General features: G+C 47.2%; 12 protein-coding genes and 1 other RNA gene. 6 read left to right on the top strand and 7 right to left on the bottom strand.

Translation table 11 applies throughout. The features are described 5' to 3' along the window. Positions 1–35: 35 nt before the first annotated feature. Positions 36–8,618 carry a GH36-type glycosyl hydrolase domain-containing protein gene (locus GVO84_RS17085; protein WP_023479820.1) on the top strand — a complete coding sequence of 2,861 codons (8,583 nt, stop codon included), beginning with the start codon at positions 36–38 and terminating at the stop codon, positions 8,616–8,618. Between the two features lie 19 nt (positions 8,619–8,637). Here GVO84_RS17085 and GVO84_RS17080 read toward each other — a convergent pair whose 3' ends face one another. Beyond that, complete coding sequence (locus GVO84_RS17080; RefSeq protein ID WP_004132711.1) at positions 8,638–8,871, bottom strand: hypothetical protein; 234 nt, start codon at positions 8,869–8,871, stop codon at positions 8,638–8,640. A gap of 93 nt (positions 8,872–8,964) precedes the next feature. Here GVO84_RS17080 and GVO84_RS17075 point away from each other — a divergent pair, with 93 nt between their 5' ends. From GVO84_RS17075 to lpxP, 3 genes are all read left to right on the top strand, one after another. After that, on the top strand, positions 8,965–9,201 hold the full coding sequence (locus GVO84_RS17075) for a YnfU family zinc-binding protein (RefSeq protein ID WP_369122564.1): 237 nt from the start codon (positions 8,965–8,967) through the stop codon (positions 9,199–9,201). Positions 9,202–9,280: 79 nt separating this feature from the next. Beyond that, positions 9,281–9,553, top strand: a complete 273-nt coding sequence (locus GVO84_RS17070) for a hypothetical protein (protein WP_176691153.1) — start codon at positions 9,281–9,283, stop codon at positions 9,551–9,553. 202 nt (positions 9,554–9,755) lie between these two features. Beyond that, entirely contained in the window at positions 9,756–10,664 is a 909-nt protein-coding gene (gene lpxP, locus GVO84_RS17065) for a kdo(2)-lipid IV(A) palmitoleoyltransferase (protein WP_023479857.1), read from the top strand. A 1,075-nt stretch (positions 10,665–11,739) separates the two neighbouring features. On the opposite strand, the gene GVO84_RS17060 is transcribed toward lpxP, so the two are convergent. The 6 genes from GVO84_RS17060 to smpB form a co-directional block, all read right to left on the bottom strand. Next, positions 11,740–12,636, bottom strand: coding sequence for a ParB/RepB/Spo0J family partition protein (locus GVO84_RS17060; RefSeq protein WP_159514722.1), 897 nt, complete (start codon positions 12,634–12,636; stop codon positions 11,740–11,742). Then, positions 12,633–13,529: a ParB/RepB/Spo0J family partition protein gene (locus tag GVO84_RS17055; protein ID WP_159514721.1), complete on the bottom strand. Its 897-nt coding sequence runs from the start codon at positions 13,527–13,529 to the stop codon at positions 12,633–12,635. Before GVO84_RS17055 ends, GVO84_RS17060 begins: the two co-directional genes overlap by 4 nt. Further along, positions 13,519–15,075 (bottom strand): recombinase family protein, encoded by a 1,557-nt coding sequence (locus tag GVO84_RS17050; protein WP_159514720.1) that lies wholly within the window; start codon positions 15,073–15,075, stop codon positions 13,519–13,521. The genes GVO84_RS17055 and GVO84_RS17050 overlap by 11 nt, the downstream gene beginning before the upstream one ends. Positions 15,076–15,357: 282 nt before the next feature. Beyond that, a complete protein-coding gene (locus GVO84_RS17045) occupies positions 15,358–16,587 on the bottom strand; it encodes an integrase domain-containing protein (protein ID WP_159514719.1) in 1,230 nt (409 codons plus the stop codon). A gap of 166 nt (positions 16,588–16,753) precedes the next feature. Continuing rightward, positions 16,754–17,117, bottom strand: a transfer-messenger RNA (tmRNA) gene (ssrA, locus tag GVO84_RS17040). An 89-nt stretch (positions 17,118–17,206) separates the two neighbouring features. Further along, entirely contained in the window at positions 17,207–17,689 is a 483-nt protein-coding gene (gene smpB / locus GVO84_RS17035) for an SsrA-binding protein SmpB (protein ID WP_008502505.1), read from the bottom strand. Positions 17,690–17,845: 156 nt separating this feature from the next. Between smpB and GVO84_RS17030 the strand changes: the two genes are divergently transcribed. Both GVO84_RS17030 and GVO84_RS17025 read left to right on the top strand, forming a co-directional pair. Next, positions 17,846–18,283: a type II toxin-antitoxin system RatA family toxin gene (locus tag GVO84_RS17030; protein ID WP_024908332.1), complete on the top strand. Its 438-nt coding sequence runs from the start codon at positions 17,846–17,848 to the stop codon at positions 18,281–18,283. Next, on the top strand, positions 18,273–18,560 hold the full coding sequence (locus GVO84_RS17025) for an RnfH family protein (RefSeq protein WP_023333124.1): 288 nt from the start codon (positions 18,273–18,275) through the stop codon (positions 18,558–18,560). Before GVO84_RS17030 ends, GVO84_RS17025 begins: the two co-directional genes overlap by 11 nt. Positions 18,561–18,593: the final 33 nt, after the last annotated feature.

The raw sequence follows: 18,593 nt of genomic DNA, 5'->3' as shown, positions 1-18,593 counted from the left end.
GCTCCTGCGCGCTAACGTCGCATCAGAGCAATGCTATGAAAATGATCCCCAGAGCGTGGTTTAACCGCTCCCGTATACTGATGAATGCTGCCGAAAACATAACGTTTTCGGCGAACGATCCTGCCGGTGAAAGCTCGCCGCGGTCAGAACTCTTTTCGACCGTCCAGATGGAACGCTACGGCCAGAAGCTGGCGCGGACTCATAAAGTATCACCGGATAAGCATCCTTATTATCTTCTGAAACGGCTTGGCGACAATGAGGCCGTCATTACCCAAAACTGCTATGAGCTTAACGCGGGTAAAAAGACCAGTATCATGCCCGCCGGTGAATGGCTGCTGGACAATTATTATCTGATTGAGGAACAAATCCGCACTGTCCGCCAGCATCTGCCGAAAAGCTTTGGCAAAGGTCTTCCGTCGCTGGTATCGCCGCTGAATTGCCCACGAATTTATCATATTGCATCAGAGGCTATTGCTCACGGCGATGGCCGCTGGGATACCGCCAGCCTGACCAGCTATCTCACTGCCTATCAACAGGTGACGCCGCTGACGCTGGGTGAAGTCTGGGCGTTACCGGGAATGCTGCGCCTGGCGCTGATTGAAAATCTTCGTCGTATCAGTATGGAAGTGATAAAAGCGCAGCAAGACAGAAACCTTGCCGATACGTGGATAACAAGGATTGTCGAATGCGCAGAGAGTGCGCCTGGTGATTTAATCATGGTGGTTGCCGATATGGCGCGCTCCCGGCCTCCGTTAACCAGTGCGTTTGTCGCAGAGCTGGTGCGGCGCCTGCAGGGGCATGGCAACGCGCTGTCGTTACCTCTGACCTGGGTTGATCAGTGCCTTCGGGAACAGGGGATCACCACTGACGTTCTCATACATAGTTTCAATCAGCAGCTTGCCGCCAGCCAGCTGTCCGTAAGTAACAGCATTGCGGGCCTGCGATTATTGAGTGAAACGGACTGGGCTGATTTCGCCGAAACGATAAGCGTTGTCGAACAGACATTACGCAATGATCCTGCCGGCATCTATCCCCGGATGCACTTCAATACCCGGGATCATTACCGGCACGTAGTTGAGGTTCTGGCCAGAGACAGCGGTCTCAGCGAGCCTGAGGTTGCAGAGAAAGTGCTGGCGTTTTCAGAGGAAAAAGCGCCCGATACACCGGAACATCATGTTGGTTATTATCTTGCGGGCGAAGGTCGACAGGCGCTGGATATTCATCTCCTGGCAGACGCCTCAAGGCTCCTACGCTTGCGTCACAGTTTCAACAGAATAACCCTGCTGTCATGGATTGGAAGCCTGACGCTGCTGACAACCGCAGCGACCGCAGCAATATTGCACGAAACCGCCATGCAGGGCACAGACTGGCTGTTGATCGCGGTGATATTGCCTCTGATTATCGCTTTGACTCAGTTAATGAGCGATTTACTCAGTGATGCAACCACCCGTTTTCGCGTTCCTCGACCCTTGCCGGGGATGGATTTTTCAGCCGGGATTCCCGCTGACAGTGCCACCATGTTAGTCATTCCCTGCATGTTGACCAGCCACGAAAGTTTCAGCCAGCTCCTCACCAGTCTTGAAGTCTGCTGGTTAGGGAATGAAAACGAAAATCTCAGGTTCGCGCTGCTCACTGATTTTGCTGATTCTGAAAATGAACCCTCGCCGGAAAGTCACGCGCTGCTCAGACAGGCTATCGCCGATACGCAGGCGCTTAATCGCCGCTACCCCTCCGGCCGACCACGTTTTTATCTGTTACATCGCCAGCCTGAATGGAACCCATTGGAAGGAGCGTGGATGGGCTATGAACGCAAGCGGGGAAAACTGGCGTTACTGAACAGCTGGTTGCGCCATCCCGGAACGCAATTCGTCAGCGTTGCAGAGATGCCTGCCCACCTTTTACCGGGTCACATAAAATACGTCATTACACTGGACAGCGATACGGTGCTCCCGCGCGATACGGCACACAAACTCGTCGCGACGATGGCGCATCCGCTGAATACGCCTGAGTATGATCCGGTACGCCAGAGGGTTGTCAAAGGATTCGGTATTTTACAGCCCGGTCTTGCGGAGGAGATACCACGCAACGGTCAGGGGCGTTACGCAGCCCTGCGCAGCAGCGTACCGGGCAATAACCCTTATTCGATGATGTCTTCGGATATTTATCAGGATCTCTTTGGGGAAGGCTCGTTTGTGGGCAAAGGGATTTACGATGTTGATATTTTTATGCAGGCCACTACCAACATCTGCCCGGAAAATCTGGTACTCAGCCATGACCTACTCGAAGGATGCTATGCCCGTTCGGGTCTGCTGAGTGAAGTGTTACTCTACGAACAATATCCCAATAATTATCTGTCGGATGTTGCACGACGTTCACGCTGGATCCGGGGTGACTGGCAACTGCTTAACTGGCTAAAACCACGCGTCAGAAAAGCCGATGGAACCCGGGTCAGGAATCCGCTGACCGCACTTTCTTACTGGAAATTACTCGATAATCTGCGTCGCAGTCTGGTCGCCCCCTCCTTACTGGTATTGCTGTTCTTCACCCTGCTTGGGGTACCCAATCCGGTTTACTGGCTGGGCGTACTTTCGCTGATATGGCTTTTGCCAGCCATCCTCTGCATCGCCCATGACCTTCTGCATAAACCTCTGCGTCGCCGCCTGAAGCCGCATCTGTTACTGGTGGGGGCGGGCGCGCTGAAGCGTCTGTCAGGTATCAGCCTTAATTTTGCGATACTGCCGCACGAAGCCGGATATTCGCTGAAAGCGATCGCCGTGACGCTATGGCGACTGGGGATAAGCAGGCGTCACCTCAGCCAGTGGGTCAGCCACAGCCAGGACAGCAGTCAGGCCAGACCCACTGTTGCACGTTTTTATCAGGCGATGTGGCTTAACGTTGCCGGTGGCGTGGCGCTGACAATACTGACCGGACAATTTGCCCCACAGCTGCTGGGGATTGCGTTACCGATCGGTTTGGTATGGTGTGTGGCACCGCTGCTGATGAGCTGGCTGAGTCGCCAGCCCGTGCGTAAGGTTTTTTCGCCTAATCAGGAACAAAAACAGCTGTTACGCCAGACAAGCCGTGAAATCTGGGCTTTTTTTGAAACATTTGCCACAGCAAAAGAGAACTGGCTTCCACCTGATAATTATCAGGAAATACCACAACCGACGGTGGCACACCGAACTTCTCCTACCAATATTGGTCTTTCACTTATGGCTAACCTGACGGCATGGGACTTTGGCTACCTGCCTGGCGGAGAGGTGCTCCGGCGCGTGTCGCTCACGCTCGACACGATGGATAAAATGGAGCACTACCGGGGCCATCTCTACAACTGGTATGACACCCGTACGCTGGTTCCCCTAAGTCCACGCTATATCTCCAGCGTCGACAGCGGCAATATGGCCGGGCATTTATTGACCCTGCGTGCAGGCCTGTCCGCCATGCGTCATCAGCCTGTTTTAAGCAACCAACAGATACTGGCAGGACTGAACGATACGCTGGATATTCTGGAAAAACAGTGGGGTAAGAACCCACCTGACAGCCTGAGACTGCTGCGCAAGCATTGCCTGAACGCGGTGTCGCTCTCTCCGCAGGCGCTTTTCAGCGAACTGAAAAGCATTCGCACCCAGTGCAACCATCTGACCAGCGCATGTCATCAGGGATCTCCTCTTCAGATGCGCTGGGCTGGACATCTGGAGCATCAACTGGTTCAGCTTTGCCATGAGTGGTCTCTGTTGCTTGGCTGGTTGCCTGCATCCTGGAATGAACAGAAGCTGCCGACGCTGAGCGAGCTTGCCCGTCCGACATTAACCGGTACAGGAACGCCTCCGGCGTCAGTGGCGGAGCAGGCCCGAATGCGACTCAATATTATCACCGAGCTGGAACAGCGGCTGGATGAGCATGCCCGGATGGATTTCGCCTTTCTGTACAGTGAAGCAACCAGTCTGCTCAGCGTCGGTTATAACTGTGACACCAATATGCCTGACAAGAGCCACTACGATCTCCTGCCGTCTGAAATCCGCCTGACCAGTTTTCTTGCCATTGCGACTAATCAGCTGCCTCTTAAAAGCTGGTACGCGCTGGGTCGATTGTTTACCACGATTGATAATGAAACTGCCCTGATGTCATGGAGCGGATCCATGTTTGAATATCTGATGCCGAATCTGGTGATGCCCACCTGGCCCGGCAGCCTGCTCGATGAAATGAGTCAGTCGGCGGTTATGCGCCAGATTCACTGGGGGAAAGAACGCGGGGTGCCATGGGGTGTTTCAGAGTCTGGTTATCATGCTTTTGATGTTCAGCATAATTATCAGTATCAGGCATTTGGCGTACCGGGGCTCGGTCTGCGCAGGGGACTTGCCGATGACATGGTTGTCGCTCCTTACGCCACGCTGCTGGCGCTGATGGTTTCCCCACAGAGAGCCTGTGAGAACCTGTTCAGGCTGCAAAAAAATGGTGCACGCGGAGAATACGGTTTTTATGAAGCGCTGGACTATACCCCCTCACGTCTTGCAACCGGTCAGCTCTATGCGGTGGTACAGTCCTGGATGGCGCATCACCAGGGTATGGCATTTCAGGCGCTGGCTCATGTGCTGCTTGATGCCCCCATGACTGAACGCTTTATGTCCAGTACGGTATTCCGGTCAGCGAGTCTGCTGTTACAGGAGCGCGTGCCGGATGCGGTCGATCTGTACAGTCCGCGCCGTCATTTTGAATCTCATGAGGGCATGGTCAAACCCGTTCGCTATGAACCCCGTATTTTCTATAGCGTGGATACCCCCGCCCCGGATATTCAACTCCTGTCCAACGGCCATTATCATCTGATGTTGACCGCGGGCGGCGGCGGTTACAGTCGCTGGAATGATATTGCACTAACGCGCTGGCGCAGTGATACCACCCGTGATAACTGGGGAGCATTCTGCTACATCCGCGATACCCAGACGGGAGATGTGTGGAGCAATACCTGGCAACCAACAGGCTACACCAGCGGACAAGACGAGGAAGTGTTGTTCACCGATGCGGGGGCAGAATTCAGACGCAGCTTAGGGGGACTCAGCGTCAAAACTCAGGTGGTGATCTCTCCGGAGGATGATGTTGAATTGCGACGGCTCACACTGATTCATCGTGGTCGCAAGCCTCGCTCTCTGGAGCTGACAACCTATGCTGAAGTGGTACTGGCACCTGATGCCAGCGATCTGGCACACCCGGCATTCAGCAATTTGTTTATTCAGACTGAGCTGGCTCCTGAGCGTGACGCTATTCTTTGCCACCGGCGCCCGCGTTCACCGAATGAACCGGGCCCTTGCCTGTTTCACATGATGGTGGTGCACGGCGATAACCGACATAACGTGTCGTTTGAAACGGACAGGGCAAGGTTTATTGGACGTGGCAGAAACCCTGCGAATGCACAGGCAATAGAGACGGGAGGGATGCTAGGCAACACGTCGGGCTCGGTGCTGGATCCGATACTGGCAATTCGCAACGCCATTATTCTGCAGCCGGGGCAGCCGGTTACGATTGATATCATTTATGGCATCAGTGAGACCCGTCAGCAGAGCCTGGCGTTGCTGGAGAAATATCGCGATTACCCTATCGCCGATCGCGTCTTTGAACTGGCCTGGTCTCACAGTCTGGTGGTATTGCGCCAGATGAACGCCAGTGAAGATGATGCCACGTTGTTCAATAGTCTCGCCAGCGCTGTGCTTTACCCTGTCCAGGAGCTGCGCGCCGAAGGCCAGGCGATCGGCCGCAACCGGCGTGGCCAGTCCGGACTGTGGGGCTGGGCAATTTCAGGGGATCTGCCGATAGTGCTGCTGAGTATAACCAGCGAGGAAAGTATCACCTCAGTGACCACACTGATTCAGGCACACCGTTACTGGAGACAGAAAGGGCTGGATGTTGATTTAGTTATCCTGAATAACAGCCCCGGCGGCTACCAGCAGGGATTACAAAATCAGATTATGGAGTTAATTTATGCCGGGTCTGAAGCCAGTCTGCTGGATAAAAAAGGCGGGCTTTTTGTCCGCAACGGTGAGCATCTCTCCGCTGAGGATAAGTTGCTTTTGATGAGCGTGGCCTGTCTTTATCTTGATGACCGCGCAGGGGGTATTAATGAGCAGCTTAACCAGCGTATTCATACCCTGAAATCGCCGGCAAGGGCATTCATTCCGCGTGCTGTGCGCGAGCGTAATCAACATACGGACTGGAGCCCTGATACCAGTCAGTTATGCCATTTCAACGGATACGGTGGATTTTCTCAGGATGGGCGGGAGTATCAGATCGTCCTTCGGGAAAATGCGCTTACACCGGCTCCCTGGTCGAACATACTGGCAAATTCTCGTTTTGGCAGTGTGATCTCAGAGGCAGGGCAGGCCTATACCTGGTATGAGAATGCCCATGAATACCGGTTGACGCCGTGGGAGAACGATCCGGTGAGCGATCGCAGCGGCGAGGCATTTTACCTGCGCGATGAAGAGAGCGGGGAGTGCTGGTCGCCGACGGCTTTACCTGTTCGCGGACACGGTGATTACCTGACCCGCCATGGTTTTGGCTACAGCGTTTTTGCCCATCGTGAGAGTGGTATAGACAGCGAGTTGACGGTCCTGGTTGCTGAAGAAGATCCGGTTAAACTGGTGCTCCTGACGCTCAGTAACTCTTCGGGACGGACACGTCAACTTTCCGTCACAGGCTATGTAGAGTGGACGCTCGGAGAAACACGAACGCGCTCAGCCCCTCACATTGTGACACATGTGGCCAGAACGCCCGGCGGCTGCGGGATACTTGCGAATAACTTTTATGGTGATAATGGTGGCGGCCGAACTGCATTTTTTGCCGTCAGCGGTAATGACTGTTCTCTGACAGGGGACCGCCGGGAGTTTATTGGCCGTAATGGTTCCCTTCACGCCCCTTCGGCTATGAAACTGCAAAAGCTTTCTGGTAAGACGGGGGCCGGTCTGGATCCCTGCGGAGCGGTGCAATCGGCGGTTACATTAATTGACGGGGACCAGAGGACGTTTATTTTTATCCTCGGTGCAGAGGAGAATGATGTTTGTGCTCAGGAGACGCTGGCCCGCTACATGAACGAGGATACGGTCCGCCAGGAGCTGAACCGGATTCATAATCACTGGCACAATGTTCTCGATAAAATCGTAGTTAACACCCCCGACACGTCCGTAAATTTACTGGTTAATGGCTGGCTGTTGTATCAGACGGTCGCCTGCCGTCTTATGGCCCGGAGTGGCTACTATCAGTCTGGCGGTGCATTTGGTTTTCGCGATCAGCTGCAGGATACGCTGGCTCTGAGCCACGCTGCTCCGGACCGGATGCGTGAACAGATAATACTCTGTGCATCACGGCAGTTTATCGAGGGGGATGTGCAGCACTGGTGGCACCCGCCTCACGGCAACGGTGTGCGTACCCGCTGTTCCGATGACTATCTTTGGCTGCCGCTTGCTGTTTGCCACTATGTTGAAACGACGGGGGATATGGATGCACTGGAAATACGCATTCCTTATCTGGAGGGACGCTCGCTTCAGCCTGGTGAAGAGTCTGTCTATGACACGCCGGTCATCAGCGGCACCGAAGAGACACTCTGGTTACACTGCGTCAAAGCTATTCACTATGGACTTCGCTTCGGGGAGCATGGCCTGCCGCTGATGGGGGCTGGTGACTGGAATGACGGGATGAACCGGGTGGGTATCGAAGGCAAAGGTGAAAGCGTCTGGCTGGGCTTCTTCCTGTACGACATTTTGCAGCGGTTTGCAGCGCTGGCGGAGCGCAGGCTGGATGAAAGCGTCGCCGCGATGTGCCGTTCACAGGCTCTGCGCCTGCAAAGTAATCTCGAAGCCCACGCCTGGGATGGGGAATGGTACCGGCGCGGGTATTTTGACGATGGTACTCCCCTGGGATCGAAAACCTCACAGGACTGCCGGATTGATGCGATTGCGCAGAGCTGGTCTGTATTGTCCGGCGCCGCGAGCCCGGGACGGTGCGCAAAGGCCATGCAGGCGCTGGATAAGCACCTTGTGGATAACGAAGGAGGGCTGATCAAACTGTTAACGCCTCCTTTCGACGGACACGGTCCAAATCCGGGCTACATACAGGGGTACCTGCCCGGCGTGCGGGAAAACGGAGGGCAGTATACGCATGGCGCCATCTGGGCAGTGATGGCCTTTGCCCGAATGGGGAATGCCGGACGAGCCTGGCAACTCTGGTCAATGCTCAACCCTATAAATCATACCCTGAATGCGGACTCTGTCGGGATTTATAAAGCTGAGCCTTATGTCATGAGTGCTGATGTCTACAGCGTCGCTCCCCATACCGGACGTGCAGGGTGGAGCTGGTATACCGGTTCCGCAGGCTGGGCCTGGCGTTTACTTACCGAGGAATTACTGGGGATAAAACGTTCCGGCACTGACTTTAGTGTTCATGCCAGGTTACCGGATGAGTGGTCGTCTTTTTCTATGGCATATCAATATGGTGAAAGCCATTATCAGATTAGTGTTTCACGCGGCGATGCAGAATATTGCGTGACGCTGGATGGTGTTCTCCTCCCTGATGACAGAATACCGCTGAAGGATGATGGACAAAACCATACGGTTGAGATCATTCAGAACTGACACTGATCCCGGAGGTGCATTAACGTCTGCCGTTAATGCGCTGATTATCCCTGAGAACATCAATCGCAGTCTGCATGGCGATTTTGTCATCCCGCCTTTTTTGTTTGTCCTGCATGACCTGAAGGTATTCCAGCAAGGTGCGGGTATTAATCGGTCGGCCCTGTTTACCCACAGCCAGCACGGCTTCGCCAAGAATAATTTTCACAGGCGGTAGTTGTGCCGGATACCAGTCAAGGGTGTCTTCTGATTTCATCTTAAATTTCTCACGGAAGGGTAGTGTATCATAAATAAGACGTTCAATTTTCAATATCTGATATCCTGATTCAGACACAACTTAACATAACTTATGCCAGTTATTTTTATATTAAAGCGTATAATAATTACTGTATTCCTCAGAGAATTATTTATGTCTTATACAAATGGGCTCAGGTATTTTAAAGAAAGACCGGTTCATGTTGCCTGCCCGGTATGTGCACACAGAGCCGATCAGAAAGCAGGTAAACTAAGAAAAGATGCGGTTCTTGAGTGCCCTGCCTGCGGACTGTTGTTCAGACATTCAGAATGCCGGTGTATCGGCGGCTGATCAGCTTCTGCCACTTAACGTCAGTGATGTCGGAAAATGACAACATTCCTCCTGTACTGCTGTTGTAGAGGGTATGATAATGAAATCTAAAAAATCTGTTTTTATTGAAGGGCATATCATGTCGAACAGCTGTCACGGACAGCCTGGCCAACCTTTCTGTATTCACCGGGTCAGGTTTAGTAATGGTAAATATGCGATTATTCGGGTGGCATCAGGGATATGTTTCAAACCAGGCGAAATTATTCAACGAAACGATTGTGAGTGGTTTTATAAACTTACCAAAATTCGGCTTCTTTCTTTTGAGTACCTTGATGATGATGAATCAGGAAGACAATTCCTTGAGTATCAATGATAAAACCATGGATTTATAACAGAATAAATTTGCTGGCTTACAATTCACCCTTGGCTCTTTAAATTATTCACCAGTCATTGAAAAATATTTTTTCCTGAATTTAGATGAATTTAAATTATCTAAAACAAAATGTATCGCTAAAGACGAATTGCCTCATTGTTTTCCTTTTGCGTTATAACCTTCATTAGCATTAAGGAAATTTATGGCACAGACTTTTACTCATAATTTACTTCATCCTCGCCACTGGCTTACCTGGTCTGGTTTGGGTCTGCTGTGGCTTCTCGTTCAACTTCCTTACCCGGTTTTACATACTCTGGGCTCTGGCCTTGGAACAATATCCAGACCCTTTCTGAAACGCCGGGAAGGGATTGCGATTAGAAATATCGAACTGTGCTTTCCCGAGATGACACCGTTTGCCCGGAGCCAGATGGTCAATAAAAACTTTGCTTCTCTCGGGCTGGGACTGATGGAAACAGGAATGGCCTGGTTCTGGAGCGATGCGAGAGTCAAAAAATGGTTTGATGTCGAAGGGCTTGAAAACCTGACCGGTGCGACAAGAGGAGTAATGGTTGTCGGGATTCATTTTATGTCCCTTGAGTTGTGTGGAAGAGTAATGGGGTTATGCCATCCTATGATGGCAACGTATCGCCCACACAATGATCCATTAATGGAATGGGTACAGACAAAAGGGCGTATGCGTTCAAATAAGGCTATGATTAATCGACGTAATTTATCAGGTTTTGTTCATGCGCTAAAAGCAGGTGAAGCCGTTTGGTTTGCACCAGACCAGGATTATGGGTCTAAAGGAAGCGTTTTTGCACCTTTTTTCTCGGTAAAAAAAGCAGCCACGACGAACGGAACGTATGCTCTGTCAAAACTCGCTGGTGCACACTTGATCACACTTAGCATGATTCGACGTAGCGATAAAAAAGGTTATCACATGTATATCAGCAATCCGTTGTCAGGCTATCCAGGGGAAGACAAGGTCGCCGCAGCGGCTTATATGAACAAGATCATCGAGCGTGAAATTCTCCGTGCTCCTGAGCAATACCTGTGGATGCATCGCAGGTTCAAAACGCGTCCTGAAGGCGAAGTCTCTTTATACAAATGAACAACTCTACTTGTCATGAGCCAGAATCTATCTTTCTTGCCACTGCGTATTTGTAAAAATGCGATAAGGAATTTTCGATCGGATTCATGTTAACGATGGCTTGACTGACAGCCAAAGTTAATCAATTGAACCGGTTTGGATTTGAAGGTCCGTTTTTCGCTCACAGCAGACCTTCAGCTCAGTTAGCTTGAACGCTCCGTGCCAAAGTCGACCTTTCTATAGTAATCTGTCACAAAACATTGGGCGCAGTTCAATGGATATGTGCTTACTGGGTCTGGCTGTTCTTTTCTAACCGAAGGGCTGAAAAGCAAGAGGAACTCGGAGAAGCAAGCGCAGCGGCTTCGTAGAGTTAGCCCTTGCTTCTCTTATAATTGGCATTATTCATTCAAGAACAAGAGGATCTTCGCTTGTACAAGCGAAGCTATAATAAAAACAATCAATTAATTATTTTAAAAGTATTAAACAAGAACCTATTGACATTCATAAAATACAAGTTATTTATAATGTATGCCATAAATAAAAAGTTTTATGTCATATGTATCCTGCACTATGTGCAGTTAATGTACTACTTGTCCCATATATGGGGATATTGGAAAGGTTACTTTGTTTTGAAGTAGCCTTTCGTCCTTCAATATTAACGATTACTTATTGCTATTACCAAGTCCAGTCGAATCGAAGAACATCTTTTATCTGAAACGACTCCTAATACCCGGTTAAAGCCACAATATCTCTCGCATACGTAGACCAAAGAAAAATTATGATATTAACTATGTGATTTTTTTAGTGTTAAGTTGAATAATTAAATACTGGAGAGTTTTCTGTGCACTACCAATTGCTGGTTCATCTGTTCTGCCGCTGATGTTTCTGACTAATCTCCTGGTGACACAGAACTGTCCCTCTCTACCAGCCTTTATTCGACTCAATGTCCGGCTGCTGATACGCAGTTATCCCTTCGTATCAATGACTGACACTTAAACGTAATGCTTTAGTTGCTGGCGTATCTGACAGCTTCTTCGGCGTGAAGGTCGTTGTGTAAGTATACTTCTTGGTTTATTTAGGCTATATAAAACCATGACTATGACTTGCTGTTTTCAATAAGAGTCTTATCGTCCAAAGAATTTATTCTAGAAATTCTTTTTAACTCATTAAGATAATCAACCTCGTTTTCTAAGAACCAATGAAGAACTTTAGAGTTGCCAAGTAATTTATTAATATATGACTGGATTATAACGAATTTCAACATATCTGAACCATACTCGGTTTGAAGCTTTTTCGTTTCTTCCGAAGTTGTTGCCATTTCTTGTTCCAGACGAAGTATGGTTTTTTTTATGTCCTTTTTATAGGGAGTGTTTTTCCCTTTATTTACTATCATCGATGCCGGTGTTGCATCCAAGATGCTCATTGCAAATTTTTTACTATAATTATCAAAATTAATCATTGTACCGACTGCTTCAATTTGGCGAATTGGCTTCATTTTCCTCAAAACGTCAAATGTAGCCTTAGGTATAGGTTTATCAGAAAGTTTCGCAATTACACTTGGATCTATGCCGTTCATCACATTAGCTTTATCTTTTATGGCATCAACAGATATGCCCAAAGCAGCACTAAGTTTTTCAATTGATACTTTTGCCAGAGACTTAATTATCATTCTATGTTCTTCTACTACATTTATATGATTCACTTGTTTGTTAGGAGTGAAAGCATCATCTATGCTCGAAAGTATACATGGAGCTTTTTCTATACCTAAGTCTTTTAAAGCCTCAACCCTCAAATGGCCATCAAGTATCTTAGTGACATCTTTATCTTTGTCATAGAACACTATTATTGGTTCAATAATACCTAAGCTTTCGATAGAGGTAACTATTTGATAATATTTATGGCTTCGCTTTACGTTTTCTAATAATTCCTTAGATGGAATTAACTTATTAGTTTCCAGGTAAATAAAATTATCGCCAAAACGTATCTGAATCATTTTGATACCTCTTTGTTTACTGGGTTTAATATCTGAGATGGTAGTTCTGAAAGATTCTCTTGTTCAAGTATATGTTGAAAGCTTTTATTCATCATTATGATGTTAAAAATCTCATTTACTATTAGTAGATTGGTTTTTATGAATTTTGAGTTTTTATAAACAGATTTATGTTCAGCGATACTATTTTCATAAAGCTCAATCAACTCCTCTGCAGTCATCCTTTTTGATGGTTTGTGATAATAAAATCCGGCTGCTTTTGCACCTTTATTCCCAACTGTTCTTTGATTTAGAATGTGTTTTATCTTTATAATGTCCCGACTTTTTATTAATTTTTTATCATATGCTTCGGTAAGAATATCTTGTGCTTCCTCAGTTTCACATCTTGCAAATTGCACTGCGAGATATAGAGGCAAATTACCCCGTTCGACTGCTGAGAGAAGTTTATGCTCTCCCTTATCAAGTAGCATATTAATACTGCTCACCCAGTTCGATGAATATCCAGTAATCTCACTTATTTCGGAGTCTAAAAGTCCTCTGATTTTCATGTCTTTAATCACCTGTAATAACTCATTAGAACGTGGTCTTCTCCTTGCAATGTTTTCAACTAAACTCATAACGTAAGCATCTTCTTCTGATACATCTCTTACAATTGCTGGAATAATAGTTTCACCTAATGCAACGAGAGCCTCTATTCTCCCTTGACCACAAATTAAAGCATATTTGAAATCGTCTTCATCAATAGCTCTTACGCTTATAGGTTTGCTTAATCCTCTTTTTTTTATGCTTTCCTTTATTTCTTCATGCACTACTTTATTTCTTGTTCGTGGGTTAAGAAATTTTATTTTTGCAATCTCAATTTGAATTATTGGGAATTCATTTTTTTCAGGCAGCATATAGTTCCCTCACTTTCATGCGAGTAATAATTTGTAGAAGTTTATCAAGATTATCAAATCTATAGAGATCTAATCGAATGTTGTTTGTTTCCGTCATGCACATTTTACTATATTCGTTTTCAATCTTTGGTATGATATAAAAATCAAGAGGTGAAATATTTTGTGAATTCATTCGTATAACAATTGTTATGTCTGCTTTCTGTGAGTTATCAAACCGGACTTTCCATCTAAGTTTACCTGATTTCATATGTATGCATTTAGTAACAAGGACGGAAATTAAAAACTCATCATTGATGTAAAGCATTGGGGCATATTTATACTCGTCTATATGACAGTTACTTTTTAAAATTTCACCTTTAAAATCCTCAATTATCTCTGAGTAAAATGATCTTAGTGCTTCATTTATTTTGAGATAGCTGTAATCATGTTCTGGCTTATAACCAATCAAAGTATATGCTCTTAAAAGACCACCAAATCGCGTTCTATAAACAGAAGATGAAGGGCCTGTATCATCTTCATCAATGATAAAGCCTGATAGTTTTCCATTAGATTCTAATTTTTGTTTTAGTTTTTCTAATAGATCTTCATTAGTCAAATGAATGGATCGGAGCTGAATTATTTCTTGAGCTTTATTATATTTTTTCTTTGAAATAATAGGTTTATATGCCTTGTCACATCTAACCCATTCATGTTTGGGGTTTTTTACAAGCCTACTTTTTAGTTTGGATGAGGTTTTGTTATATATGTTGTTTCCAATATATTTTTCATTTGTCAAAATTTGATGTATTTTTGCACGAGTCCATAATGTTCCATTTTCTGCAGGAATGTTCTGTTCATTTAATCTCTCAGCAATAATAAATTCTGGAACGTTATTATCTATAAAGAGATCATAGATTCTATTTACAATTTTTATTTCATTTTTTGGTCCCGGAATTAATATTACCCTATCTGTTTGAATGCTCTTTCTTTTGCGGAAACTCAATATTTCTTTAGCTATGCCATTTTCGTCTACTAAAAGACGTCTCAGTCCATAACCAGCCATACCGCCTTGATGATAACCAAGCTTTATTAAATTTACTTGCCCTATAAATACCTTTTCAGATAAATTTCTGCTGTGATATGCAGCACTAGATCTTTTTATATTGAGTATAACAGAGGACTCTAAAGGGAAATCTTTAGTGGGTATAGGTTCGGAACAATATATAAGATCTACACCATTTCTCTCAAATAGAAAGGAATAATATGCAGCTTCATCACTATTTTGAAAACGACCAAAACGGCTCACATCATAAAATAATACAGCCTGTATATCTATTTTCTTTTGTTCTACATCGTTAAGTAACTGCTGCAAAGAATGCCTGCCTACGATACTGACTCCGCTCTTACCTGCATCATCGTAGGTATAAGCGATTTCCATATTGTTCTTTTCAGCATAATCTTTGATATATTCGGACTGATTATGTAAAGAATATTGCTGATGGTCGGTAGACATCCTCAAGTACTGTGCGACCCTAACTCTATGATTTTTGTCATTTTCGCTAGCCATGCACGAAACCTCATGGATGATTCAATACAATGTAGAGGATAAAATTGATCAAATTTTAACCGAATTCAACTGTTTTATCATTGATTAGAGCGAATTTGGTAGATCTTCGAGGTGTATGATAATCGAGAAGAGATGTGAATTATTTAGCTGATATGACCGACAGCTTTCGTTATTTGGCCTCAAGGTACCCATTTGTAAATGGCTATGCTTAGTCCACATAGGTTAATGGTGTGATCATTAATTCTTCAAATAAATCAAGATAGTTAACCCATCATGGAAGAGTTATGCGGCAATAACTTTGTATTTTTGAGACGAAACATAGTCACTCCACCATTGCATGAGAACCACACGTTCTGTGAGATACTCTGCACGATTGTAGGCTGCAATTATTTCATCTTTTTTCGAGTGGGCAAGGGCGGCTTCTAAGACATCAGTTCTAAACTTGCCACACTCCTCAGCAGCCGTTCTGGCGATTGATCGCATACCATGAGCTACAAGCTCACCTCCGAAGCCCATACGGATTATAGCCGCATTAGCTGTTTGTTCATGCATGTGATTGAGTGGAGCTTTGATACTGGGAAAAACCCACTCTCTATGCCCGCTGATGGCTTTCATTGAATCCAAGACTCGCAAAGCTTCTTTGCTCAGTGGAACTTTGTGAGGTTTCTTCATTTTCATAAACTCCGCCGGGATGTTCCACATGCCGGTTTCTATATCAATATCTGACCATCTTGTGCGAACAGCTTCACCAGGGCGAACCCATGTGAGAAGTTGCCACTCAATCAGTAGCCTTGTTTCTAAACGGACAGAAGCATTGTTTAGAGCAACCAGGAAGCGGGGGAGTTCGGAAGGGGGTAATGCTGGCATATTCTGTTTTTTTGGCTTGCTGAACCGTTGCCCCAGGTTGTCAGCCGGATTGAATTCTATGAGTTCTTCTGTTGCTGCATAGCGGAAAATTTCATTCAGGCGGGATATGATGCGGCGAAGTGTTTCAAGGACACCTCGTTTTTCTATGGGTTCTAAATGCTGTTTAAGCATTTTAGGGCGAATCTCCTTAATGGGGGTATCACCCAACGTTGGAAAGATATTTCTCTCTAGGCTTCGCCAGATGTCGTTAGCATGATCTTGGGAGATGCCTGACGTTTTGACTTTCTCATCAAGCCACTTCCTGGCTACTGCTTGAAATGTATGTTCCGTGGCATCCTTAAGGGCATTGGCTTTGTGGGTGTTATGAACTTGTGGGTCTATACCATTTGCAAGCAACGACAAGTACTCATCACGTAAAGCTCGTGCCTTCGCAAGTGTAAGGTGAGGATAGGTTCCTAAGCTCACCTTAGTTCGCTTTTTGGTCACAGGCACTGCATATCTGAAATACCAATTTTTCTTTCCTCCCTTCGCCAAGGGGGCGATTCGCAGGAGCAAACCATCGCCGTCAAAAAGGTTAACCTCTTTCTCGGCAGGTTTGGTGCTTTTGATTTCAGTGTCAGTGAGCTTCTTAGCGATTTTTGCCATGTTTGGGACCCTCATGTTTTGGACCCTTCGTGTTGGGTCCCAAAAAGGGTGCCATAACGAGTAGATTCTAGCAATTCTCGGTAGACTATTATAGACGTAAAAAAGCCCGCAAGGCTGGTTCCATGCGGGCTTGATAGACTTCACTGAACTTCAATATATCAAAAATTGGTGGAGCTGGCGGGAGTTGAACCCGCGTCCGAAATTTCTACATCCTCGGTACTACATGCTTAGTTTGTCTTTACATTCGCACGCCAGCTGCGGACAGACACGCCACTAACGAACTAGCCTGATTAGTTTTAACGCTTCAACCCCAGGCAGGGCTTCCACGCGATCTCTTTTGGGTTTGACCTCTCTTTGATCCCCGTCTTAAGAGCGGAAGCTAGGGAGAGAGGGCTCAGAGCAGGTTATTAAGCTGCTAAAGCGTAGTTTTCGTCGTTTGCGACTATTTTTTTGCGGCTTTTAACGAGGCAAACCGCCCCTCGGCATGCACCTTGGGTTTCGCAAATCCCGTCGAATCCAGAATCAGCCCCAATAGTGTTGAACTAAGTATACCAGATTTCACTTCCTGGATACCAGCCCGGAACACTAACTTATTGAATAGTACAATAAGTGTGCAGAATCAACGTCCTGCGTTTTTCATGATGCGCGCTTTATCCAACTGCCACTCGCGCTCTTTCAGGTCAGTACGTTTGTCGTGCTGTTTTTTACCCTTCGCGACGCCAACTTTCACTTTGCACCAGGCGTTTTTCCAGTAGAGCGACAGGGCGACCACGGTGAAACCTTCACGGTTGATGCGTCCGTAAAGGGATTCCAGCTCACGCTTGTTCAGCAGCAGCTTGCGGGTGCGCGTTGGGTCACACACGTAGTGTGAGGAGGCGACGGTCAGCGGCGTAAAGTTCGCGCCGAACAGGAAGGCTTCGCCATCTTTCAGGATCACGTAGCTATCGCCGATGTTGGCTTTCCCGGCGCGCAGCGATTTTACTTCCCAGCCCTGCAACGCAAGGCCAGCTTCGAATTCTTCTTCAATGAAATACTCGTGGCGAGCACGCTTGTTGAGCGCAATGGTCGCCGAGCCTGGTTTATGTGCTTTTTTCTTCGTCATAAGTGTCGTAAAGCCGTCGGTAATCTGATTTCAAAAAGTCACCTCATTGCGTCCTGTGAGGTCTAACGCGCTATCTTAGCACGAGATGAGGCTTAGCGTTTTTTTAACAGGTGATAAATGTTATTATTTGTCCGTTGTGTGACCATGGGAAATGCTATGCCTCAGATTAGCCGTACTGCGCTCGTGCCTTACAGCGCGGAACAAATGTATCAGTTAGTGAACGATGTCCAGTCTTATCCAGAATTTATTCCGGGATGCACCGGGAGCCGCGTTCTGGAGTCCGGCCCGACGCAGATGACCGCGGCGGTGGATGTCTCCAAAGCGGGGATCAGCAAGACGTTCACCACCCGCAATACGCTGACCAGCAATCAGAGTATTTTGATGCATCTGGTGGATGGTCCGTTTAAAACCCTGATGGGGGGCTGGAAGTTTACGCCGCTGAGCGCTGACGCCTGTCGCATCGAGTTCCAGCTGGACTTTGAATTTACCAATAAGCTGATTGAGCTGGCGTTTGGGCGCATCTTTAAAGAGCTGGCATCCAATATGGTTCAGGCGTTCACCACCCGCGCCAAAGAGGTTTACAGTGTCGCATAAGATTGCTGTAGAAGTGGTGTATGCGCTGCCGGAGAAGCAGTATCTGCAGCGTGTGACGCTGGAAGAGGGGGCAACCGTTGAGGCGGCTATCCGCGCGTCCGGCATCCTTGAGCTTCGCAGCGATATCGACCTGGCGAAGAATAAGGTGGGGATTTACAGCCGTCCGGTGAAGCTGGGTGATGTGCTGAAAGAGGGCGATCGGGTGGAGATTTATCGTCCGCTGATTGCCGACCCGAAAGAGCTGCGTCGTCAGCGTGCTGAGAAATCGGCTAAGTAGCGCTTTCTTTCCCCGGTGGCGCTGCGCTTACCG

Source organism: Enterobacter sp. SM3 (assembly GCF_009811935.2).
GTDB classification, from domain to species: Bacteria; Pseudomonadota; Gammaproteobacteria; order Enterobacterales; family Enterobacteriaceae; genus Enterobacter; species Enterobacter asburiae_D.
Note: the sequence above shows the minus strand (reverse complement) of the source record. Positions and strands in the feature narration are given on the sequence as shown.